A 23,276-nucleotide genomic window follows, 5' to 3' on the forward strand; every position below is an offset into this window, starting at 1 on the left:
CGATAAAAAATGCCGGCGCGGTGGCCGGCAGCGACAAGACGTCGGGCTGCGCCGACAGGCGCAGCACGGGCAGCCCTATGCGGCAAACAGCGCCGCGTATTGATCGGCCACGAAGCCGAGCGATTTCACGCGACCGTTGACCACCAGCACGGGGCGCTTGATGACCGACGGCTTGTGGATCATCAGCGCGACCGCGCCGGTCTTCGTTTCGGCGGCCGCCTTCATTGCGTCGTCGAGGCCGCGCCACGTGGTGCCGCGCTTGTTGACGAGTGCGTCGAGCGACACGTCCTTCAGCCAGTCTTCGATCAGCGGCGCGCTGACGCCGAGCTTCTTGAAGTCGTGGAACTCGAATTCGACGCCGTGATCGTCGAGCCACACGCGGGCCTTCTTCACGGTGTCGCAGTTCGGAATGCCGTAGACGACCACGGTGTGCGGCTTCGCCATCAGTCGCCTCGCAGCAGCTCGTTCAGGCCGACCTTCGCGCGCGTCTTCGCGTCGACCTTCTTGACGATCACCGCGCAATACAGGCTGTGCGAGCCATCCTTCGACGGCAGGTTGCCGGCGACGACGACCGAACCGGCCGGGATGCGGCCGTAGCTGACTTCGCCCGTCTCGCGATCGTAGATCTTCGTGCTCTGGCCGAGGTACACGCCCATCGAGATCACCGAGTTTTCCTCGACGATCACGCCTTCGACGACTTCCGAGCGGGCGCCGATGAAGCAGTTGTCTTCGATGATGACCGGGTTCGCCTGCAGCGGCTCGAGCACGCCGCCGATGCCGACGCCGCCCGACAGGTGCACGTTCTTGCCGATCTGCGCGCACGAACCGACCGTTGCCCACGTGTCGACCATCGTGCCTTCGTCGACGTACGCGCCGATGTTGGTGTACGACGGCATCAGCACGACGTTCTTCGCGATGAACGAGCCGCGGCGCGCGATGGCCGGCGGGACGACGCGGAAGCCGCCTGCGGCGAAATCTTCGGCCGTGTAGTTCGCGAACTTCGACGGCACCTTGTCGTAGAACTGCGAGTAGCCGCCGGCGGGCATCGGCGCGTTGTCCTCCAGGCGGAACGACAGCAGCACGGCCTTCTTCAGCCACTGGTGCACGGTCCAGTTGCCGTCGATCTTCTCGGCAACGCGCAGCGCGCCTTTGTCGAGCTGCTCGATCGCGTGCGCGACGGCTTCGCGGACGTCGGCCGGTGCGGCCTTCGGCGACAGCTCGGCGCGGTTGTCCCAGGCGGTATCGATGATTTGCTGAAGTTGTTGCGACATGTTCGTTTTCGCAGGAGATTGGATGGAATTGATCGGATGGACGATTACCGCGCGAGAGACCGGCAGAAATCGACGATGCGTTGCGCGCCCTCGACGCATTCGGGGGTGCCCGCGACGAGCGCGATCCGGATGAAATCGCGGCCCGGATTCGTGCCGTGCGCATCGCGCGCCAGGTACGAGCCGGGCAGAACCGTCACATTATAGTCGGCGTACAGGCGACGGGCGAACTCGGTGTCCGACAGGCCGGTGCGCGACACGTTGGCCCACAGGTAGAACGCCGCGTCGGGCAGTTTCACGTCGATCACGTCGGCGAGCATCGGCGTGACCGTGCTGAACTTCTGCAGGTACAGCGCGCGGTTCTCGCGCACGTGCGCCTCGTCGTTCCACGCGGCGATGCTCGCGTGCTGCCAGACCGGCGACAGCGCCGCGCCGTGGTACGTGCGGTACAGCAGGAATTGCTTCAGCAGCGCGGCGTCGCCGGCGACGAAACCCGAGCGCATGCCCGGCACGTTCGAGCGCTTCGACAGACTGGACAGCATCACGAGCCGCTCGAAGCCGCGGCCGAGGCGGTGCGCGGCCTCGAGGCCGCCGAGCGGCGGTGCCGCTTCGTCGAAATAGATTTCCGAATAGCACTCGTCGGACGCGATCACGAAACCGTGGCGGTCGGACAGCGCGAACAGCTCGCGCCAGTCGTCGAGCGTCAGCACGGCGCCCGTCGGGTTGCCCGGCGAGCACACGTACAGCAGCTGCGTGCGCGCCCAGACCGCGTCGGGCACCGACGCGTAGTCGCACGCGAAGTTGCGGGCCGGGTCGCTGTTCGCGAAATAGGGTTCGGCACCGGCCAGCAGCGCCGCGCCTTCGTAAATTTGATAGAAAGGATTCGGACAGAGTACGATCGCCTTCTCGCCCGTTTCGGACGGGCGTGCGTCGATCACCGTCTGGGCGAGCGAGAACAGCGCCTCGCGCGAGCCCGACACGGGCAGCACCTGCGTGGCCGGATCGATGGCCGGCAGCCCGTAGCGGCGCTCGAGCCAGTGCGCGATCGACGTACGCAGCGCGTCCGAGCCGGCGGTGGCCGGGTACGACGCGAGACCGTCGAGCGCGGCCACCACGGCGTCGCGGATCAGCGCCGGGGTCGCATGTTTGGGCTCGCCGATGCCGAAGCTGATCGGTTTGAGGGCGCCGGAGGGCGTCACGTCCTTGAACAGGGCGCGCAGCTTTTCGAAGGGATAGGGCTGGAGCGAGTCGAGTCGAGGGTTCACGGGCGAAGCGGCCATCGCGGCCGGTTGGAGCGAAAGAAGCGGCGGGCGCGCCGCGCGACTGCGAACGGGCGCCGCGGGCGCACGGGTCGCAACGGACGATTATAGCGTGACGGAACGCGGTCACGGCCTGCCGGAACGGCGGCCGGGCCGGTCGAATAAAGGGTATCGAACCAAATGAATAACGCGGTACGCGGCAGCCTGCCGACGCTGGCCATCCTGATCGGCGCATCGGTATGGGGCCTGATCTGGTATCCGCTGCGGATCCTTGCGTCGCTCGGCGTGACGGGCACGCTCGCGAGCGCGCTGACGAGCCTCGTCGCGTTCCTGTTCGTGATCGTCGCGCGGCACCGCACGATCGCGACGCTGCGCTGGCACTGGGTGCTGGCCGGCATCGCGGTGACGGCCGGCGTGACGAACCTCGGGTTCGTGTGGGGCACGATCCACGGCGAAGTGCTGCGTGTGATGCTGCTGTTCTACCTGACCCCCGCGTGGACCGCGATCTACGCGCACTTCCTGCTGCGCGAGCGGCTGACCTGGGCCGGCGCGGGGCTCGCGGCGCTGTCGATCGGCGGCGCGATGCTGATGCTGTGGTCGCCGGCGCTCGGCCTGCCGCTGCCGGCCAGCCCGGCCGAATGGGCCGGCCTCGCTGCCGGGCTGAGCTTCGCGATGAGCAACGTGCTGGTGATCAAGGCGAGCCGCGAGCTGCCGGAGATGCGCGCCGAAATGCGCACCGCGACGTTGTTCGGCGGCGCGGCCGTGTTCGGCGCGATCGCGTCGCTGTTCGAAGGGCTGCCGGCCGCGCCGGCGGGCGGCCAGCTGGGCGTGGCCGCGCTGATCATCGCGGCGATCGGCGTGACGATGGCGTCGAACAACCTGCTCGTCCAGTACGGCCTCGCGCGCGTGCCGGCGAACCGCGCGTCGATCATCATGCTGTTCGAGATCGTGATCACCGCGCTGTCGGCGTGGGTGTTCGCGAACGAGCTGCCGACCGCGCGCGAGTGGGCGGGCGGCGCATGCATCGTGCTGGCCACGCTGCTGTCGAGCCGGGTGCATCGTGCCGCGCCGGCACCGGACAAACCCGGCGACGGTCGGGACGGTGCACGCGCGATGGTATGATGGAAGCCGTTTGCGGGGCCCAACGCTGGATGCGCGCGGCCCCGCTTTTGAATTCCGGGGCGCGTCGCGCGCATGGGCCGTCCGGCCTCGCGCAGTGCGGCTCCGTCCGTTTCACACCTTCTTCACATCCGATACCGCCGTGCGTCTGAGCTCGATCAAACTCGCTGGCTTCAAATCCTTTGTCGATCCCACGCATTTCCAGGTTCCGGGCCAGCTTGTCGGCGTGGTGGGCCCGAACGGGTGCGGCAAGTCCAACATCATCGACGCCGTGCGCTGGGTGCTCGGCGAGTCGCGCGCTTCCGAGCTGCGCGGCGAGTCGATGCAGGACGTGATCTTCAACGGCTCGACCGCCCGCAAGCCCGGCAGCCGGGCCAGCGTCGAACTGATCTTCGACAACTCCGACGGCCGCGCGGCCGGCCAGTGGGGCCAGTACGGCGAGATCGCCGTGAAGCGCGTGCTCACGCGCGACGGCACGTCGAGTTACTACATCAACAACCTGCCGGCGCGCCGCCGCGACATCCAGGACATCTTCCTCGGCACGGGCCTCGGGCCGCGTGCATACGCGATCATCGGGCAGGGCATGATCGCGCGGATCATCGAGGCGAAGCCGGAAGAGCTGCGCGTGTTCCTCGAGGAAGCCGCGGGCGTATCGAAGTACAAGGAGCGCCGCCGCGAAACCGAGAACCGCCTGCACGACACGCGCGAGAACCTGACGCGCGTCGAGGACATCGTCCGCGAACTCGGTGCGAACCTCGAAAAGCTCGAGGCGCAGGCGGTGGTCGCGACCAGGTACAAGGAACTCGTCGCCGACGGCGAGGAGAAGCAGCGCCTGCTGTGGCTGCTGCGCAAGAACGAGGCCGCCGGCGAGCAGCAGAAGCAGCAGCGCGCGATCGAACAGGCGCAGATCGACCTCGAGGCGCAGACGGCGAAGCTGCGCGAGGTCGAGGCGCAGCTCGAGACGCTGCGTGTCGCGCATTACTCGGCGAGCGACGCGATGCAGGGCGCGCAGGGTTCGCTCTACGAGGCGAATGCCGAGGTGAGCCGCCTCGAAGCCGAGATCAAGTTCATCGTCGAATCGCGCAATCGCGTGCAGGCGCAGATCGCCGCGCTGAATGCGCAGCGTGAGCAATGGCGCGCGCAGGCCGAGAAGGCGCAGGACGAGCTCGAGGAAGCCGAGGAAGCGCGCGCGATGGCCGACGAGAAGGCCGCGCTCGCCGAAGACAACGCCGCCGCGAAGCACGACGCGCTGCCGGCGCTCGAAGCGAAATGGCGCGATGCGCAGGCGCAGCTCAACGACGAGCGCGCGCGGATCGCGCAGACCGAACAGTCGCTGAAACTCGAGGCCGCGCACCAGCGCAACGCCGACCAGCAGCTTCAGCAGCTTCAGCAACGCCATGAGCGCCTGAAGAGCGAAGCGGGCGGGCTCGACGCGCCGGACGAGGCCCAGCTCGAGGAGCTGCGCATGCAGCTGGCCGAGCAGGAAGAGATCCTTGCCGAAGCGCAGGCGCGCCTCGCCGACGCGCAGGAAACGGTGCCGCGCCTCGATGGCGAACGCCGTGCCGCGCAGGAGCGCGTGCAGGCCGAGGCCGCGCAGATCCACCAGCTCGAGGCGCGTCTCGCCGCGTTGAAGCAACTGCAGGAAAACGTGCAGACCGAAGGCAAGGTGCAGCCATGGCTCGACAAGCACGAGCTCGGCGCGCTGCCGCGCCTGTGGAAGAAGCTGCACGTCGAAGCCGGCTGGGAAGCGGCACTCGAGGCCGTGCTGCGCGAGCGTCTCGCCGCGCTCGAAGTGTCGAATCTCGACTGGGTGAAGGCATTCGCGACCGATGCGCCGCCGGCGAAGCTCGCGTTCTATGCGCCGCCCGCGGCCGGCGAACCGCCCGCGGCCGTGGCGGGCCTGCGCCCGGTGCTGTCGCTCGTGCGCATCGACGATGCGGGCATCCGTGCGGTGCTGAACGACTGGCTCGGCAACGTGTATGTCGCCGACGACGTCGCACAGGCGCTCGCGACGCGCACGCAGCTGCCGGCAGGCGGCGCGTTCGTCGTCAAGGCCGGCCATGTCGTCACGCGCGTCGGCGTGCAGCTCTATGCCGCCGATTCGGAGCAGGCCGGGATGCTGGCCCGCCAGCAGGAAATCGAAAACCTGACGCGCCAGGTGCGTGCGCAGGCGCTGCTCGCCGACGAGGCGCGCACGGCAGCGGTGCGCGCGGAAGCCGCGCACACGCAGGCCACGCAGGCGCTCGGCGACGTGCGCGCACAGGCCGAGCGTGCGACGCAACGCGTGCACGCGCTGCAGATGGACGTGCTGAAGCTCGCGCAGGCGCACGAACGTTACACGCAGCGCAGCACGCAGATCCGCGAGGAACTCGAGGAAATCGGCGCGCAGATCGAAGAGCAGCGCGCGATGCGCGCTGAATCTGAAGCGAATTTCGAGCGTTTCGACGGCGAACTCGCGGAGCTGCAGGCGCGCTTCGAGGACAACCAGCTCGCATTCGAAGCACTCGACGAATCGCTGACGCAGGCGCGTCAGGAAGCGCGCGACCTGGAGCGCGGCGCGAACGACGCGCGCTTCGCCGCGCGCAACGCGGTCACGCGGATCGACGAACTCAAGCGCAGCATCCAGGTCGCGCACGAGCAGAGCGAACGTGTTGCCGGATCGCTGGAAGACGCACGCGCCGAACTCGAGACGATCAACGAGCAGACCGCGCACACGGGCCTGCAGGATGCGCTCGAAGTGCGTGCGGTGAAGGAAGAGGCGCTGCAGGCCGCGCGGATCGAACTCGACGACCTGACCGCGAAGCTGCGCGCGTCGGACGAGCAGCGGCTCGTCGCCGAGCGCTCGCTGCAGCCGCTGCGCGACCGCATCACCGAATTGCAGTTGAAGGAGCAGGCCGCGCGCCTGGCGGTCGAGCAGTTCGCCGAGCAACTGACCGCGGCCGAGGTCGACGAGGAAGCGCTGAGCGCGAAGCTCACGCCGGATCTGAAGCCGTCGTACCTGCAAGGCGAGGTCACGCGCCTGAACAACGCGATCAACGCGCTCGGCCCGGTGAACATGGCCGCGCTCGACGAGCTGAAGGCCGCGAGCGAGCGCAAGGTGTTCCTCGATGCGCAGTCGGCCGACCTGATCGACGCGATCACGACGCTCGAGGACGCGATCCACAAGATCGACCAGGAAACCCGCACGCTGCTGCAAGGTACTTTCGACGAGGTCAACCGTCACTTCAGCGACCTGTTCCCGCGCCTGTTCGGCGGCGGCCAGGCGAAGCTGATCATGACGGGCGACGAGATCCTCGATGCCGGCGTGCAGGTGATGGCGCAGCCGCCGGGCAAGAAGAACGCGACGATTCACCTGCTGTCGGGCGGCGAGAAGGCGCTGACCGCGACCGCACTGGTGTTCGCGATGTTCCAGCTCAATCCGGCGCCGTTCTGTCTGCTCGACGAGGTCGACGCGCCGCTCGACGACGCGAACACCGAGCGTTTCGCGAATCTCGTGCGCGCGATGTCCGACAAGACGCAGTTCCTGTTCATCTCGCACAACAAGATCGCGATGGAGATGGCGCAGCAGCTGATCGGCGTGACGATGCAGGAGCAGGGCGTGTCGCGGATCGTCGCGGTGGACATGGAAACCGCCGCGGGTTTTGCCCAGAATTGACGTTTGACGAAACCGGACCGCGTTCGCGCGGCGCATGGGCGCCCGTTCGCGGTTCCGACGAACAAGAATTGCTGATGGAGCGTGCATGGACGAGTTGACACTCGGTTTGATCGGCGCGGGCGCCGTCGTGGTGGGCGGCGTCGTGGTCTACAACGCATGGCAGGGCGCGAAGGTGCGGCGCAGGATGCCGCGCCCGATGCCGGAGGAAGCGGCCGAGGCGATGAACCGCCCCGAGCGCGACGAAGAGTTGCCGTTCATCGAGCCGGTGCGTCAGCCGGTGCGGCGCGAGCCTGCGGCGCCGGCTGCGACTGCTGCTGCGGCCGCCACGTCGGCGGAAGTCGCGCGCGTCGAGCCGACCTTCGGCGGTGCGGCGCCTGCCGACATGCCGGCCGACCTGCAGGCCGAGGCGACCGGTGTCGAGCCGTCGGCAGAGCCGGCCGAGCCGGTCGACGCGGTTGCCGGAGAAGACACCGTGCCGGCCGCCGCGCACGACACGCACGCTGAAGCGGCCGAGCCGGTCGAACCCGTGCTGCCGGCTGCGACGACGATCTCGTCGGCACCGCCGGCGATCGTCGACCGCCGGATCGACTGCATCGTGCCGATCCGGCTCAACGGTTTGCTGCCGGGCGACAAGATCCTGCCGGCCGCGCAGCGGCTGCGCCGCGCGGGCAGCAAGCCCGTGCATATCGAAGGCAAGCCCGAAGGCGGCCAGTGGGAGCTGCTGCAGAACGGCGTGCGCTACGAGGAACTGCGCGCGGCCGCGCAGCTCGCGAACCGCAGCGGCGCGCTGAACGAGCTCGAGTTCTCCGAATTCGTGACGGGCGTCCAGCAGTTCGCCGACGCGATCGACGGCGCGCCGGAATTCCCGGACATGATGGAAACGGTCGCGATGGCGCGCGAGCTCGACGCGTTTGCCGCGCAGTGCGACGCGCAACTGTCGATCAACGTGATGTCGGACGGCGCGCCTTGGTCGGCGAACTACGTGCAGGCGGTCGCGTCGCAGGACGGGCTGCTGCTGTCGCGCGACGGCACGCGTTTCGTGAAGCTCGACGCGAAGCAGAACCCAGTGTTCATGCTGCAGTTCGGCGACACGAACTTCCTGCGTGACGACCTCACGTACAAGGGCGGCAACATGATCACGCTGGTGCTCGACGTGCCGGTCGCCGAAGAGGACATCCTGCCGTTCCGGCTGATGTGCGACTACGCGAAGTCGCTGTCCGAACGGATCGGTGCGCGGGTCGTCGACGATTCGCGCCGGCCGCTGCCGGAATCGACGCTCGTCGCGATCGACCAGCAACTGATGAAGCTGTACGCGAAGCTCGAGGAAGCCGGCATCCCGGCCGGTTCGCCGGTCACGCGCCGCCTCTTCAGCCAGTAACGCGAACGCACGGGCGGCGGGCTTCGGCGCCGCCGTTCGTCGCTGCGGCGCACACCTCGCTGTTTGCGCTGCAGCACGCGCACCGGGCGCGTTTTGCGCGCCCCGCCACGGCGGCAAACTGAGATAATCGGGCATCCGATTTTCTCAGAACGAATCTGCCGCCAGCATGGCCCGAACCCAAGCCGAACCGCCAGCCAGCCAGCCCGACGTGCGCGCCGCGTGGCTGCGCGACCAACTCGAGCGGGCGAATTACGCCTACTACGTGCTCGATCAGCCGGATCTGCCCGACGCCGAGTACGACCGACTGTTTCGCGAACTGCAGCAGCTCGAAACCGATCATCCCGAACTCGTGACGCCCGATTCGCCGACGCAGCGCGTAGGCGGCGAGGCGGCCGGCGGCTTCACGCCGGTCGTTCACGACGCGCCGATGCTGTCGCTGAACAACGGTTTTACCGACGAGGACATCGTCGCGTTCGACAAGCGCGTCGCCGATGCGCTCGACAAGGCGACCGATCTCGCCGGTTCGGTGACGGAGCCGGTCGACTACGCGTGCGAACTGAAGTTCGACGGTCTCGCGATCTCGCTGCGTTACGAGCAGGGCGTATTCGTGCAGGCGTCGACGCGCGGCGACGGCACGACCGGCGAGGACGTGACCGAGAACGTGCGCACGATCCGCTCGATTCCGCTGAAGCTGAAGGGCAAGAACGTGCCGGCCGTGCTCGACGTGCGCGGCGAGGTGCTGATGTTCAAGCGCGATTTCGCACGCCTGAACGAACGCCAGCGCGCGGCCGAGCAGCGCGAATTCGCGAACCCGCGCAACGCGGCGGCCGGCAGCCTGCGCCAGCTCGACTCGAAGATCACCGCGCAGCGTCCGCTGTCGTTTTTCGCGTACGGGATCGGCGTGCTCGACGGGATGCCGATGCCCGATACGCACAGCGCGCTGCTCGACTGGTACGAGTCGCTCGGCCTGCCCGTGAACCGCGAGCGCGCGGTCGTGCAGGGCGCCCAGGGTTTGCTCGACTTCTTCCGCAAGATCGGCGAGAAGCGCGAGTCGCTGCCCTACGACATCGACGGTGTCGTCTACAAGGTCAACCGGCGTGACGAGCAGGAGCGCCTCGGCTTCGTGTCGCGTGCGCCGCGCTTTGCGCTCGCTCACAAGTTCCCCGCGCAGGAAGCGCTGACGAAGCTCGTCGCGATCGACGTGCAGGTCGGGCGCACCGGTGCGATCACACCGGTCGCGCGCCTCGAGCCGGTGTTCGTCGGCGGTGCGACGGTGACCAACGCGACGCTGCACAACGAGGACGAGGTGCGCCGCAAGGACATCCGGATCGGCGATACCGTGATCGTGCGCCGCGCCGGCGACGTGATCCCCGAAGTGGTCGGTGCGCTGCTCGACCGGCGCCCGGCCGATGCGGCCGAATTCGTGATGCCGACCGAATGCCCGGTGTGTGGCTCGAAGATCGAGCGCCTGCCGGACGAGGCGATCGCGCGCTGCACGGGCGGCCTGTTCTGCCCGGCGCAACGCAAGCAGGCGCTGTGGCACTTCGCGCAGCGCCGCGCGCTCGACATCGACGGTCTCGGCGAGAAGATCATCGACCAGCTCGTCGAGCTGAATCTCGTGCGCACGCCGGCCGATCTGTTCAATCTCGGCTTTGCGACGCTCGCCGAGCTCGACCGGTTTGCCGAGAAGTCCGCACAGAACCTGCTCGACTCGCTCGAGAAGGCGAAGCACACGACGCTCGCGCGCTTCATCTACGGGCTCGGTATCCGTCACGTGGGCGAATCGACCGCGAAGGATCTCGCGAAGCATTTCGGCTCGCTCACGCCGATCATGGACGCGTCGATCGAAGAGCTGCTCGAAGTCAACGACGTCGGGCCGATCGTCGCCGAGTCGCTCCACCAGTTTTTCGCGGAAGAGCACAACCGGACCGTGATCGAGCAGTTGCGCGCGCCGGGCAAGGTGACGTGGCCGGAAGGGCCGCCCGCGCCGAAGGCGCCGCAGGGCGTGCTGGCCGGCAAGACCGTCGTGCTGACGGGCACGCTGCCGACGCTCACGCGCGATGCCGCGAAGGAAATGCTCGAAGCGGCGGGCGCGAAAGTGGCCGGTTCGGTATCGAAGAAGACGGATTACGTGGTCGCGGGCGCCGAAGCCGGCAGCAAGCTCGCGAAGGCCGAGGAACTCGGCATCCCAGTGCTGGACGAAGACGGCCTGCACCAACTCCTGGAGGGCAATACGCCATGATTCGCGAGATCCTGAAGATGGGCGATCCGCGCCTGCTCGAAGTCGCCAAGCCGGTCGAGCGGTTCGATACACCCGAGCTGCACGAGATCGTCGCGGACATGTTCGAGACGATGCACCATGCGAACGGCGCCGGCCTGGCCGCGCCGCAGATCGGCATCGGGCTGCAGATCATCATCTTCGGCTTCGGCAACAACAACCGCTACCCGGAAGCGCCGCCGGTGCCCGAGACCGTGCTGATCAACCCGAAGGTCGAGTACCTGCCGCCGGACATGGAAGAGGGCTGGGAAGGCTGCCTGTCGGTGCCGGGCATGCGCGGCGTCGTCAGCCGCTACGCGAAGGTGCGCTACAGCGGCTTCGACCAGTTCGGCGAGAAGATCGATCGTGTCGCCGAGGGATTCCACGCACGCGTCGTCCAGCACGAATACGACCACCTGATCGGCAAGCTGTATCCGATGCGGATCACCGATTTCACGCGCTTCGGCTTCACGGAGGTGCTGTTCCCGGGGCTCGATCCGGCTTCCGACGACTGATCCCTCTGCTTTCCCGGTTTCTCGCAGACAAGAAAAAGCCCGCTTGCGCGGGCTTTTTCATTGCATGGCCACGTGTGGCGCGCCGGCGGTCAGAACGTCTCGTCGGCCGACAGATAGCGCCATTGCCCCTGCGGCAGTGCGCCGAGCATCACGCGGCCCATCCGGACGCGTTTCAGGCCGATCACGTCGAGGCCCACCAGTTCGCACATGCGGCGGATCTGGCGCTTCTTGCCTTCGCGCAGCACGAAGCGCAACTGCTCGCCGTTCTGCCAGCTCACCATCGCGGGCTTCAGCGCGACGCCGTCGAGCTCGAGGCCGTGGCGCAGCTTCGCGAGCGATTCCGCCGGGAAGTGCTGGTCGATGTCGATCAGCCGTTCGCCGAAGCGCACGCGCACCAGGTACTCCTTGTCGATATCCGACTGCTCGCCGATCAGCTGCTTCGCGATCACGCCGTTCTGCGTCAGCACGAGCAGGCCGGTCGAATCGATGTCCAGGCGGCCGGCCGGTGCGAGCGCGTGCAGGTGCTGCGGCGAGAAGCGGACCGGCGAATGGTCGCCGCTCCAGCGGTTCGCGCGCGTGATCAGCACGGCTGCCGGCTCGTAGCCGTCTTCCGCCTGGCCCGACACATAACCGACGGGCTTGTGCAGCAGGATCGTCACTTGCGCGGCCTGCGCGGCGCTCGCGCGCTCGTCGATCTCGATCTTCTGGTCGGCGCGGACCTTGGTGCCGAGCGTGTCGATGCGTTCGCCGTCGACAAGTACCCAACCCTTCTCGATCCATTCGTCGGCTTCGCGGCGCGAGCACATGCCGAGCTCGGACATCCGCTTCGACAGGCGCATCAGGCCCGTTTCGTCGCCGTAGTCGACGTCGGCCGCCGCGCGCTTGACCGGTTGCGCGGTCTTGACCGCACCGAACGAGCGGCGTTCGCCGTCGCGTGCGGGGCGAGCCGGGCGGTCGCCGAAGCTGCGCTTTGCGCCTTCGGCGGGCGCCTTGTCGCGATAGGACGGGCGTTTGCCGTCGTCGGCACCTGCGCGGCGCGGACGGGCATCGTCATCACGACGCGGCGGACGATCGGACGACGTGCGGCGGTCGCCGAAGCTGCGCTTTGCGCCTTCGCCGGATGCCTTGTCGCGATAGGACGGGCGTTTGTCGTCGTCGCCACCTGCGCGGCGCGGACGGGCATCGTCATCACGGCGCGGCGGACGGTCGGACGACGTGCGGCGGTCGCCGAAGCTGCGCTTTGCGCCTTCACCGGCTGCCTTGTCGCGATAGGACGAGCGTTTGTCGTCGTCGCCACCTGCGCGGCGCGGACGGGCATCTTCATCACGGCGCGGCGGTCGATCGGACGACGTGCGACGGTCGCCGAAGCTGCGCTTTGCGCCTTCGCCGGATGCATTGTCGCGGTACGGCGCGCGCGCGCCGCCTTCACCACCCGCGCGACGCGGACGTGCGTCGTCATCACGGCGCGGCGGTCGATCGGACGACGTGCGGCGGTCGCCGAAGCTACGCTTCGCCCCTTCGCCGGCCGCGTTGTCGCGATACGGCGCGCGCGTGCCGCGTTCGGCACCGCCGTCACGCGGCGCACGCTTGGCCGGTGCGCGATCCGCGCCCGGGCGCTCGGCGCCTGCCGCGCCGCGCGGCTTGAACGAGCGTTCGCCGGCGGCGGCCGGGGACGCCTTCTTCGGGCGGGCCGGCTTGTCCCCTGCGGGCGGCGCAGCGGGACGCACCGCCTTGCGGGCGACGAGGCTGCCGGAGCGGACAGGGGCGCGGGTCGGCGACGCCGGCTTCGGATTCTTGACGGTTAGTTTGGTGCGCATAAACGCTGGAATTCATTCAGACTGCGATCGCACGCAGCAACTCGGTTTCAAGCTGGATCTGCAGGCGGTTGTCGGACAGGCCGGCACCCGCGAGCAGGAAGATGTCCTCGACGCGTTCGCCGAGCGTATTGATCCGCGCCGCATGGACGCCGATCCGATGCTCGGCGAGTACGCGCGCGATCGAATAGAGAAGGCCCGGCCGGTCGTTGGCCGACACGGACAGGATGTAGTACTGGCCGCGTTCGTCGGCCCGCAGGTCGACGCGCGGCGTGATCGGAAACGTCCGGGACAGCCTCGACAGGCGGCCCTTGGACGGCTCCGGCAGCGATGCGGTTTCGGTGAGCCGCGACGCGAGCTGTTGTTCGACGAGATTCGCGATGTCGCGGTAGCGCACGTCGCGTTCGGTCTGCGTGACGATGAAGTTGTCGAGCGCGTAGCCGTGCCGCGTCGTGCTGACGCGCGCGTCGAGCACCGACAGCCCGTTGCGGTCGAAATACGCGCAGATGCCCGCGAACAGGTCGGGCCGATCCTTCACGTACACGAGCACCTGAAGCGCGTCGCCGATCGGCGACGGCCGCGCGCGGACGATCGCGGTTTCGGCGTTCACGTGCCGGTACAGCACGCGTGTCTGCCACGCGATGTCGGCTGCGTCGTGACGCAGGAAGAAGCCGACGTCGAGCTGGTCCCACAGTGCGCGATGGGCGTCGTCGGGCACGGTCTCGAGGCGCAGCAGCGCGAGCGCCTGCTCCTGCCGCGACTTCAGCTCCGAATGCGCGTCGGGGTTGGCCCCGCCGAGCACCGCGAGCGTGATGCGGTACAGGTCCTCGAGCAGCTTGCCTTTCCACGTGTTCCACACCTTCGGGCTCGTGCCGCGGATATCGGCGACGGTCAGCAGGTACAGCGCGGTGAGGTAGCGTTCGTTGCCGACGACTTCGGCAAAGCGCTTGATGACCTCCGGGTCGCTCGTGTCCTGCTTCTGCGCGACCTGGCTCATCGTCAGGTGATGCTGGACGAGCCACACGATCAACGACGCGTCGTCGCCGGCGATGCCGTGCTCGCGGCAGAAGCGCCGCGCATCGGCCATCCCGAGCGTCGAGTGATCGCCGCCGCGGCCTTTCGCGATGTCGTGGAACAGCGCGGCGACATACAGCACCCACGGACGCTCGAAGTTGCCGATCAACTGGCTGCAGAACGGATATTCGTGCGCGTGCTCGGCCACCGCGAAGCGGCGGATGTTGCGCAACACCATCAGGATGTGCTGGTCGACCGTGTACACGTGGTACAGGTCGTGCTGCATCTGGCCGACGATGCGGCGGAAGTTCAGCAGATAGCGGCCGAGCACGCTCGTCTGGTTCATCAGCCGGAACGCGTGCGTGATCCCTTCGGGCTGCTGCAGGATCCGCATGAACGTGTCGCGGTTCTGCGGATCGCGGCGCCACGCGTTGTTCATGATCTCGCGCGAGTTGTACAGCGCGCGCAGCGTGCGGGCGGACAGGCCCTTCACGCCGCGGGTCGTCTCGTACAGCAGGAACGCTTCGAGGATCGCGTCGGGATGGCGCTCGAACACGCCGTCGTCGACGATCTCGAGCATCCCCTGTTTCTCGACGAAGCGGTCGGGCGACAGCACGCGCGTGATGCCGCTCGTCGCGGGAAAGAGCTGCGCCTCGATGTTCTGGATCAGGATCGTCGCGAGCTGCGTGACGGCTTTCGCGGCCCAGTAATAGCGGCGCATCAGCTGCTCGCTCGCGCGCTTGGTCTGCGTCGGCTGGTAGCCGAAGCTCTCGGCCGCCTGCGTCTGCAGGTCGAACACGAGCATGTCCTGGCGGCGGCCGGCGATCACGTGCAGCCGCGCGCGCAGCGTCTTCAGGAAACCTTCGTTGCGGCGCAGCTCGCGCGCTTCGCGATCGGTGATGAGGCCGCGCGTGTCGAGTTCGCGCCAGCTGCTGCCGAAGCCCGCCGCGCGCGCGATCCACAGGATCGTCTGCAGGTCGCGCAGGCCGCCGGGGCTTTCCTTCACGTTCGGCTCGAGGCTGTACGGCGTGTCCTGGAACTTCGCGTGGCGCTGGCGCATCTCGAGCACCTTCGCGGTGAAGAACGCGCGGGCGTCGAGCGCCTCGTGGTAGCGCACCGTGAAGCGCTCGAACAGCGCGGTGCTGCCGACGATGCGCCGCGCTTCCAGCAGGGACGTTTGCACCGTGACGTCCTGCGACGCCTCCTCGATGCACTGCGCGACCGTGCGCACGCTGCTGCCGATCTCGAGGCCGAGATCCCACGCCATCCCGATGAAGCGCTCGATGCGCGCGTCGAGCGCCGGGTCGTGCGCATCGGGCAGCAGCACGAGGATGTCGACGTCGGAATAGGGCGCGAGCTCGCCGCGCCCGTAGCCGCCGACGGCGACGAGTGCGAGCGTCGCGGGCAGCCCGCAATCGTCCCACACGCGCTTGAGCGCATCGTCGGTGAGTTTCGACAGCGCGTGCATCAGGGACGCGACGTTCGTCGCGCGGCGAAAGCGCTCGAGCATCTCCGTCTTGGCGGCCTTGAATTCGGCGCGCCGCGACAGCGCGTCGGGCGAGGGGGCGGCGTGAGCGCTCATGGGCAGCCGGTCAGGTGCGGGTGGTGCGGGCTGGCGCGACGGCGCTCAGACCGCGGCGGCCGGTTGCGCGAACACGGGGCGCGCCGGCGTGCCGGCCGACACGGTCAGCACCTCGTAGCCGGTTTCGGTGACGAGCACCGTGTGCTCCCACTGCGCCGACAGGCTGCGGTCGCGCGTCTTGACGGTCCACTGGTCGGGCATCGTGCGGATGTCGCGCTTGCCGGCGTTGATCATCGGCTCGATCGTGAAGATCATCCCGGCCTTCAGTTCGATGCCGGTGCCCGGGCGGCCGTAGTGGACGACCTGCGGATCCTCGTGGAACACCGTGCCGATGCCGTGGCCGCAGTATTCGCGCACGACGCTGTAGCCTTGCGCTTCCGCGTGCTTCTGGATCGCGTAGCCGATGTCGCCGAGGTGCGCGCCGGGCTTGACCTGGTCGATGCCGAGCCACATGCATTCGTAGGTGGTCTGCACGAGGCGCTTCGCGAGGATCGAGCCCTCGCCGACGATGAACATCCGGCTGGTGTCGCCGAAGTAGCCGTTCTTGATCACGGTGATGTCGATGTTCAGCGCGTCGCCGTTCTTGATCACCTTCTCGCCGGGAATGCCGTGGCAGATCACGTCGTTGACCGAAATGCAGGTGGCCTTCGGGTACGGCGGATAGCCGGGCGGCTGGTAGTTCAGCGGTGCCGGGATCGTGCCCTGTTCGTTGAGCATGAACTCGTGGCAGAGGCGGTCGAGTTCGGCGGTCGTGATGCCGGCGACGACGTGCGGCGTGATGAAGTCGAGCACTTCGCTCGCGAGACGGCAGGCGACGCGCATCTCGGCGATATCGTGTTCGTTTTTGAGCGTAATAGCCATCGAGGTATGCCTGGAATGCGGTGAATTGACGGATTATCGCACCTTCTGGCAGGCGTCGCAGCCCCTGCCGGCGGTGCGGATGCGGGTTTTCGCGGATTGTCCGGCCGGCTGCCGCGCGGCAAGCGAAAGTGGTGAGCGACTTGAGAGCGGACAAATCGGCGTGCTATACTCTTTGGCTAAGTCGACATCCAAATGCCGTAGTGCCCCATTGCGGGGCGGCATCGCGGTGAAAGGCTTACGGCACGGGCGTTTTGCACGTGCCGAATCGCAAGCCGGCGCAACCAGGGTGCCGGCCGCGCGGAAATCGTGCCTTTCGGGGCAGGTTCGTGCGGCGGTACGGCGGCCGGCTTAAGACCCAACCCTCGTGGAGAATTTACATGGCAGTTACGATGCGCCAAATGCTGGAAGCGGGTGTCCACTTCGGTCACCAGACGCGCTTCTGGAACCCGAAGATGGCTCCGTTCATTTTCGGTCACCGCAACAAGATTCACATCATCAACCTCGAAAAGACGCTGCCGATGTTCACGGACGCACAGAAGTACGTGCGCCAGCTGGCAGCGAACCGCGGCACGATCCTGTTCGTCGGCACGAAGCGTCAATCGCGTGACACGATCGCCCAGGAAGCGCAGCGCGCAGGCATGCCGTACGTCAACGCACGCTGGCTCGGCGGCATGATGACCAACTTCAAGACGCTGAAGGTATCGATCAAGCGCCTGAAGGACATGGAAGCGGCAGTCGAGGCAGGCGAGCTCGAGAAGATGAGCAAGAAGGAAGCGCTGCTGTTCGAACGCGAAATCGCGAAGCTGCAGAAGTCGATCGGCGGCGTGAAGGACATGGGCGGCATTCCGGACGCAATCTTCGTCGTCGACGTCGGCTACCACAAGATTGCCGTCACGGAGGCGAACAAGCTGGGCGTGCCGGTCATCGCCGTGGTCGATACGAACCACTCGCCGGAAGGTGTGGATTACGTGATCCCGGGTAACGACGACTCGAGCAAGGCAGTCGCGCTGTACGCCGAAGGCGTGGCCGACGCGATCCTCGAAGGCCGTGCGAACGCGGTCAACGAAGTGGTCCAGGCCGCACGCGGCGACGACGAGTACGTCGAGGAAAACGCGTAACTGGCCCCGAGCCGGCGCAAAAAGGGGGCTCTCAACAGGCCCCCTTTTTTTAAGCTTGTGCGCCGGACCTGATCGCGCCGAATCGGCGCGGGTCCGGAAACGATTTTCGGCCGTTCGCGTCCAAGCGGGCGGCGTTGTGAATACAGACTCAAGGAGCGAATGATGGCGGCAATTACCGCAAGCATGGTGGCAGAACTGCGCGCGAAGACCGACGCACCGATGATGGAGTGCAAGAAGGCGCTGACGGAAGCCGACGGCGATCTGGCCAAGGCTGAAGAGCTGCTGCGCGTCAAGCTCGGCAACAAGGCAAGCAAGGCGGCATCGCGCGTGACGGCAGAAGGCGTCGTCGCATCGTTCGTCGGCGGCAACGCAGGCGCGCTGGTCGAGCTGAACTGCGAAACCGACTTCGTCGCGAAGAACGACGACTTCCTCGCATTCTCGAAGACGGTTGCAGAACTCGTCGCGACGCAGAACCCGGCCGACGTGGCAGCGCTGTCGGCACTGCCGCTCGAAGGCTCGACGGTCGACGCAGTGCGTCTGGCCCTGATCGGCAAGATCGGCGAGAACGTGTCGATCCGCCGTTTCGTCCGTTTCGAAACCGCGAACAAGATCGCAACGTACCTGCACGGCGCGCGTATCGGCGTGATCGTCGAGTACACGGGCGCGGAAGAGCAGGTCGGCAAGGACGTCGCGATGCACATCGCGGCAATGAAGCCGGTCGCGCTGTCGTCGGCTGACGTGCCGGCGGAACTGATCGAGACGGAACGCCGCGTGGCCGAGCAGAAGGCTGCGGAATCGGGCAAGCCGGCCGAGATCGTCGCGAAGATGGTCGACGGCAGCGTCCAGAAGTACCTGAAGGAAGTGTCGCTGCTGAACCAGACGTTCGTGAAGAACGACAAGCAGACGATCGAGCAGATGCTGAAGGCAGCGAATGCGGCAGTGCAGAAGTTCGCGCTGTTCGTCGTCGGCGAAGGCATCGAGAAGCGCCAGGACGACTTCGCCGCCGAAGTGGCCGCGCAAGTCGCAGCAGCAAAGCAGCAGTAAGCCGTAAGCAGTCAGGCAGTATCCGCGGCGGGCGTCCGCTCCGCCGCGGTCGGCGCCGCCGCCGGCCGGCCGGGAAACCCGGTTCGACCGTCGGCGCTTGCCCGAATCAGTATTTCGCCCCTACAGTTCGTGGTTGTCATCCTCTCGTCGCTCGGAAGCCCCTATGTCCAATGCCTATAAACGCGTCCTCCTCAAACTCTCCGGCGAAGCGCTGATGGGCGACGATGCCTTCGGCATCAATCGCGCGACGATCGAACGGATGGTGGCCGATATCGCCGAAGTCGTGCGTCTCGGTACGCAGCTCGCGGTCGTGATCGGTGGCGGTAATATTTTCCGCGGTGTCGCGGGTGGCGCGGCCGGCATGGATCGCGCGACGGCGGACTACATGGGGATGCTCGCGACGATGATGAACGCGCTGGCGCTGCAGGACGCGATGCGCCACGCCGGCATCGAGGCGCGCGTGCAGTCTGCGCTGCGCATGGACCAGGTCGTCGAGCCGTACATCCGGCCCCGCGCGATTCGCCAGCTCGAGGAAGGCCGCGTCGTGATCTTCGCGGCCGGTACGGGCAACCCGTTCTTCACGACCGACACGGCCGCCGCGCTGCGCGGTTCGGAAGTGGGCGCCGAGGTGGTGCTGAAGGCGACCAAGGTCGATGGCGTATATTCTGCCGATCCGAAGAAGGATCCGTCGGCCACGCGCTATACGACGATCACGTTCGACGAGGCGATCAGCCGCAACCTGCAGGTGATGGACGCGACGGCCTTCGCGCTGTGCCGCGACCAGAAGCTGCCGATTCGCGTGTTTTCGATCAACAAGCCGGGCGCGCTCAAGCGCATCGTGCTGGGCGAGGACGAAGGTACGCTCGTCCACGTGTAAACTCCCGCGGATGCGGGCCATCGGCCGCGGCGCGCCGGACGCGCCGGGCAGGGCCCGCGTTCTTTGAAGGTTAGAAGGTTCGGAGGTTGAAATGAGTGTCGCTGATACCAAGAAGGGCGTCGAGCAAAAGATGCAGCGCTCGATCGAGGCGTTCAAGAACGATCTGGCAAAGATCCGTACGGGCCGTGCACACACCGGTCTGCTCGATCACGTGCAGGTCGACTACTACGGGTCGATGGTGCCGATCTCGCAGGTCGCTAACCTGACGCTCGTCGATGCGCGCACGATCGGCGTGCAGCCGTGGGAAAAGAACATGGTCGCGAAGGTCGAGAAGGCCATTCGCGAAGCCGACCTGGGCCTGAACCCGGCGACGGCCGGCGACCTGATCCGCGTGCCGATGCCCGCGCTGACGGAAGAGCGCCGCCGCGAACTGACCAAGGTCGTCAAGAGCGAAGGCGAAACGGCCAAGGTCGCGATCCGCAACCTGCGCCGCGACGCGAACGAAGCGCTCAAGAAGCTCGTGAAGGACAAGGAAATCTCGGAAGACGACGAGCGCCGTGCGAGCGACGACGTGCAGAAGCTGACCGACAAGCACGTCGCCGAAATCGACAAGCTCGTGCAGACCAAGGAAGCCGAGATCATGACGGTCTGACGACCGTCCTCGCGCGCCGCCTTCTTCCCGCAACTGTCTCAACGGCCATGACCTATACCAGCTCTACCGTTCGCGTGCCTGACGTCGGTGTCGTGCCGCGTCACATCGCGATCATCATGGACGGCAACGGCCGTTGGGCGACCGAACGCCGCTTGCCGCGCGTCGCGGGGCATACCCGCGGCGTCGATGCCGTGCGGGCGGTGGTCGAAGGCTGCGCGCGCGCCGGCGTCGAATACCTGACGCTGTTCGCGTTCAGTTCGGAAAACTGGCGCCGGCCGAACGACGAAGTGTCGTTCCTGATGCGGCTCTTCATCACCGCGCTCGAGCGCGAGGTCGGCAAGCTCCATGCGAACGGGATCCGCCTGCGTGTCGTCGGCGATCTCGACCGTTTCGAGCCGCGCATCCGCGAACTGATTCGCCGCGCCGAAACCAAGACGGCGCGCAATACCCGTCTTACGCTCACCATCGCGGCCAACTACGGCGGCCGGTGGGACATCCTGCAGGCGACGAAGAAGCTCGTCGAGCAGGCCGTGCGCGAAGGGCGCGAGGTCGAAGTGACCGAGGACGCGTTCGCGCCGCACCTGGCGATGGCCTATGCGCCGGAGCCCGATCTCTTCATCCGTACCGGTGGCGAGCAGCGCGTCAGCAACTTCCTGCTGTGGCAGCTCGCGTACGCCGAATTCTATTTCACCGACAAATACTGGCCGGATTTCGACGGCGCGGCACTGGCCGACGCCATGGCGTCGTATACGGAGCGCGAACGTCGTTTCGGCCGCACGAGCGCACAGCTCGAACCGCAATCGCAGAACGCCGACTCCCTTTCATGCTGAAAACCCGTGTGATCACGGCGATCGTGATGCTGGCGGTATTGCTGCCGGTGACGCTGTTCGCGCCGCTCACCGCGTTCGGCGCGCTGATCGGCGTCGTGCTCGTGTTCGCCGCGTGGGAATGGGCGCGCCTGCTCAAGCTCGGCGGCGCCGGCCCGGTCGTCTATGCCGTCGTCGCGGCGCTTGCGCTCGCGGCAACGGTGCCGCTCGGCGTCGATGCGGCTTTGTCCCGTCCCCTTTTCATGGCAGCCGGCGTGTTCTGGCTGCTGGTCGGCCCGTTCGCGTTGCGGCGCAAGCCCGAACTCGCGGGCGGCGTCTGGCGGCCGTTCCTGCTGGCGGCCGGCCTCGTGGTCTTTGCGGCCTGCTGGCATGCGCTCGTCGCGGCGCGCGCGCTGGGCGTGCCGTTCGTGCTGTCGCTGCTTCTGGTCGTCTGGCTGGCCGATATCGGCGCATACTTCGCGGGCAAGGCCTTCGGAAAGCGTAAACTGGCCGTCACGATCAGTCCCGGCAAGAGCTGGGAAGGCGCGATCGGGGGCTGGCTCGCCGTGATGGTCGTCGCCGGTGTCGCGATGGTCGTGCACGCGTTCGAGCCGACCCTGTTTTCCGCGTTCGCCGTGCGTTACGGGATGCCCGGCGCGTGGGCCGCACTGACGCTGCTGGTCGCGTACAGCGTGATCGGCGACCTGTTCGAGTCGCTGCTGAAGCGGCAGGCGGGCGTGAAGGATTCGAGCGGACTGCTGCCTGGCCATGGCGGCGTGCTCGACCGTGTCGACGCGCTGCTTCCGGTGCTGCCGCTCGCGATGCTGCTGCTTGGTTAAACCACTATTTCTGTTATGCAAAAACGTCTGACATTGCTCGGTTCCACGGGCTCGATCGGAGACAGCACGCTCGACGTGGTCGCGCGCCATCCCGAGCGCTTCTCGGTCTACGCGCTGACCGCACACCGCAACGGCGACAAGCTGGTCGAGCAATGCCTGCGCTTCGCGCCTGAAGTGGCGGTGGTCGGCGATGCCGCGACCGCCGCGCAGGTCGAAGCGAAGCTGCGTGCGGCGGGCAGCAAGACGACCGTGCTGCACGGGCCGCAGGCGCTCGTCGACGTGTCGAAGAGCGACGGCTGCGACACGGTGGTCGCGGCGATCGTCGGTGCGGCCGGCCTCGCGCCGAGCCTCGCGGCCGCGCGCGCCGGCAAGCGCATCCTGCTCGCGAACAAGGAATCGCTGGTGATGTCGGGCGCGATCTTCATGGACGCCGTGCGCGACCATGGCGCGATCCTGCTGCCGGTCGACAGCGAACACAACGCGATCTTCCAGTGCATGCCCCGCGACGAGAACGAGCACGGCGGGATCTCGAAGATCATCCTGACCGCGTCGGGCGGCCCGTTCCGCACGCGCGAGCCGGCCACGCTCGTCGACGTGACGCCGGACGAGGCGTGCAAGCATCCGAACTGGGTGATGGGCCGCAAGATCTCGGTCGACTCCGCGACGATGATGAACAAGGGTCTCGAGGTGATCGAGGCGCACTGGATCTTCGGGCTGCCGGGCGACCGGATCGACGTGCTGATCCATCCGCAGAGCGTGATCCATTCGCTCGTGTCGTACCGCGACGGCTCGGTGCTCGCCCAGCTCGGCAACCCCGACATGCGCACGCCGATCGCGCACGCACTCGCGTTCCCCGAGCGCGTCGATGCGGGCGTCGATCAGCTCGACCTCGCGCAGATCGCCCAGCTGTCGTTCGAGAAGCCCGATTACGCGCGCTTCCCGTGCCTCGCGCTCGCGCTGAAGGCACTCGAGGAAGGCGGTATCGCGAGCGCCGCATTGAACGCGGCGAACGAAGTGGCGGTCGAAGCGTTTCTCGCGCGCCGCATCGGCTTCATGGCGATTGCGGCGACGGTCGACGCCGTGCTCAACACGCTGCCGAACCGCGCGCCCGACGGGCTCGACGACGTCCTGGCGGCGGATGCAGAGGCACGCCGCCTCGCCGCCGAGATCATTGCCAAAGCGCCTGCGCCACGCGTGGAGCGCACTGTCTGAATGGGG

The 23,276-nt window shown here is 67.3% G+C and carries 18 protein-coding genes; 12 read left to right on the plus strand and 6 right to left on the minus strand.

The genetic code is table 11. The annotated features are described in order from the left end of the window. Positions 1-75: 75 nt before the first annotated feature. Genes FOZ70_RS13795 through dapC form a run of 3 tightly spaced genes read right to left on the minus strand, consistent with a single transcriptional unit; the run spans position 76 to position 2,548 of the window. A complete protein-coding gene (locus FOZ70_RS13795; RefSeq protein ID WP_006478478.1) occupies positions 76-444 on the minus strand; it encodes an ArsC family reductase in 369 nt (122 codons plus the stop codon). Beyond that, positions 444-1,271, minus strand: coding sequence for a 2,3,4,5-tetrahydropyridine-2,6-dicarboxylate N-succinyltransferase (dapD, locus tag FOZ70_RS13800; RefSeq protein ID WP_014896723.1), 828 nt, complete (start codon positions 1,269-1,271; stop codon positions 444-446). The genes FOZ70_RS13795 and dapD overlap by 1 nt, the downstream gene beginning before the upstream one ends. 44 nt (positions 1,272-1,315) lie before the next feature. Beyond that, on the minus strand, positions 1,316-2,548 hold the full coding sequence (dapC, locus tag FOZ70_RS13805) for a succinyldiaminopimelate transaminase (RefSeq protein ID WP_021159094.1): 1,233 nt from the start codon (positions 2,546-2,548) through the stop codon (positions 1,316-1,318). Positions 2,549-2,707: 159 nt separating this feature from the next. Here dapC and FOZ70_RS13810 point away from each other — a divergent pair, with 159 nt between their 5' ends. The 5 genes from FOZ70_RS13810 (at position 2,708) to def (ending at position 11,451) form a co-directional block, all read left to right on the plus strand. Then, positions 2,708-3,649, plus strand: coding sequence for a DMT family transporter (locus tag FOZ70_RS13810; protein ID WP_059856796.1), 942 nt, complete (start codon positions 2,708-2,710; stop codon positions 3,647-3,649). 139 nt (positions 3,650-3,788) lie between these two features. Continuing rightward, positions 3,789-7,301 (plus strand): chromosome segregation protein SMC, encoded by a 3,513-nt coding sequence (gene smc, locus FOZ70_RS13815; protein ID WP_048020898.1) that lies wholly within the window; start codon positions 3,789-3,791, stop codon positions 7,299-7,301. A gap of 85 nt (positions 7,302-7,386) precedes the next feature. After that, positions 7,387-8,679 (plus strand): cell division protein ZipA C-terminal FtsZ-binding domain-containing protein, encoded by a 1,293-nt coding sequence (locus FOZ70_RS13820; protein ID WP_059585834.1) that lies wholly within the window; start codon positions 7,387-7,389, stop codon positions 8,677-8,679. 166 nt (positions 8,680-8,845) lie between these two features. Further along, entirely contained in the window at positions 8,846-10,921 is a 2,076-nt protein-coding gene (ligA, locus tag FOZ70_RS13825; protein ID WP_059856795.1) for an NAD-dependent DNA ligase LigA, read from the plus strand. Beyond that, entirely contained in the window at positions 10,918-11,451 is a 534-nt protein-coding gene (def, locus tag FOZ70_RS13830; RefSeq protein WP_059490082.1) for a peptide deformylase, read from the plus strand. Before ligA ends, def begins: the two co-directional genes overlap by 4 nt. 89 nt (positions 11,452-11,540) lie before the next feature. On the opposite strand, the gene FOZ70_RS13835 is transcribed toward def, so the two are convergent. The 3 genes from FOZ70_RS13835 to map are packed head-to-tail and all read right to left on the minus strand — an operon-like array spanning position 11,541 to position 16,722. Further along, positions 11,541-13,268, minus strand: coding sequence for a pseudouridine synthase (locus FOZ70_RS13835; RefSeq protein WP_219706086.1), 1,728 nt, complete (start codon positions 13,266-13,268; stop codon positions 11,541-11,543). Positions 13,269-13,284: 16 nt separating this feature from the next. Further along, positions 13,285-15,861, minus strand: coding sequence for a [protein-PII] uridylyltransferase (locus tag FOZ70_RS13840; RefSeq protein WP_021159102.1), 2,577 nt, complete (start codon positions 15,859-15,861; stop codon positions 13,285-13,287). A gap of 45 nt (positions 15,862-15,906) precedes the next feature. Next, the gene (gene map, locus FOZ70_RS13845; RefSeq protein ID WP_021159103.1) at positions 15,907-16,722 is read right to left on the minus strand and encodes a type I methionyl aminopeptidase; all 816 of its coding nucleotides are present in this window, start codon (positions 16,720-16,722) and stop codon (positions 15,907-15,909) included. 377 nt (positions 16,723-17,099) lie between these two features. Here map and rpsB point away from each other — a divergent pair, with 377 nt between their 5' ends. The 7 genes from rpsB to FOZ70_RS13880 all read left to right on the plus strand — a co-directional run bounded on the left by rpsB (position 17,100) and on the right by FOZ70_RS13880 (position 23,270). Then, positions 17,100-17,840, plus strand: coding sequence for a 30S ribosomal protein S2 (rpsB, locus tag FOZ70_RS13850; RefSeq protein WP_006483818.1), 741 nt, complete (start codon positions 17,100-17,102; stop codon positions 17,838-17,840). A 162-nt stretch (positions 17,841-18,002) separates the two neighbouring features. Beyond that, a complete protein-coding gene (gene tsf / locus FOZ70_RS13855; protein ID WP_021159104.1) occupies positions 18,003-18,884 on the plus strand; it encodes a translation elongation factor Ts in 882 nt (293 codons plus the stop codon). A gap of 163 nt (positions 18,885-19,047) precedes the next feature. Continuing rightward, on the plus strand, positions 19,048-19,761 hold the full coding sequence (gene pyrH / locus FOZ70_RS13860; RefSeq protein WP_011352459.1) for a UMP kinase: 714 nt from the start codon (positions 19,048-19,050) through the stop codon (positions 19,759-19,761). A 91-nt stretch (positions 19,762-19,852) separates the two neighbouring features. Further along, on the plus strand, positions 19,853-20,413 hold the full coding sequence (gene frr / locus FOZ70_RS13865; RefSeq protein ID WP_021159105.1) for a ribosome recycling factor: 561 nt from the start codon (positions 19,853-19,855) through the stop codon (positions 20,411-20,413). A 47-nt stretch (positions 20,414-20,460) separates the two neighbouring features. Next, the gene (gene uppS / locus FOZ70_RS13870) at positions 20,461-21,243 is read left to right on the plus strand and encodes a polyprenyl diphosphate synthase (RefSeq protein ID WP_006478494.1); all 783 of its coding nucleotides are present in this window, start codon (positions 20,461-20,463) and stop codon (positions 21,241-21,243) included. Further along, positions 21,237-22,058: a phosphatidate cytidylyltransferase gene (locus FOZ70_RS13875; RefSeq protein WP_219706088.1), complete on the plus strand. Its 822-nt coding sequence runs from the start codon at positions 21,237-21,239 to the stop codon at positions 22,056-22,058. Before uppS ends, FOZ70_RS13875 begins: the two co-directional genes overlap by 7 nt. Positions 22,059-22,073: 15 nt before the next feature. Then, positions 22,074-23,270, plus strand: coding sequence for a 1-deoxy-D-xylulose-5-phosphate reductoisomerase (locus FOZ70_RS13880; RefSeq protein ID WP_021159108.1), 1,197 nt, complete (start codon positions 22,074-22,076; stop codon positions 23,268-23,270). Positions 23,271-23,276: the final 6 nt, after the last annotated feature.

Origin of the sequence: Burkholderia sp. COPS (assembly GCF_019425585.1) — a bacterium.
GTDB lineage: Bacteria > Pseudomonadota > Gammaproteobacteria > Burkholderiales > Burkholderiaceae > Burkholderia > Burkholderia cepacia.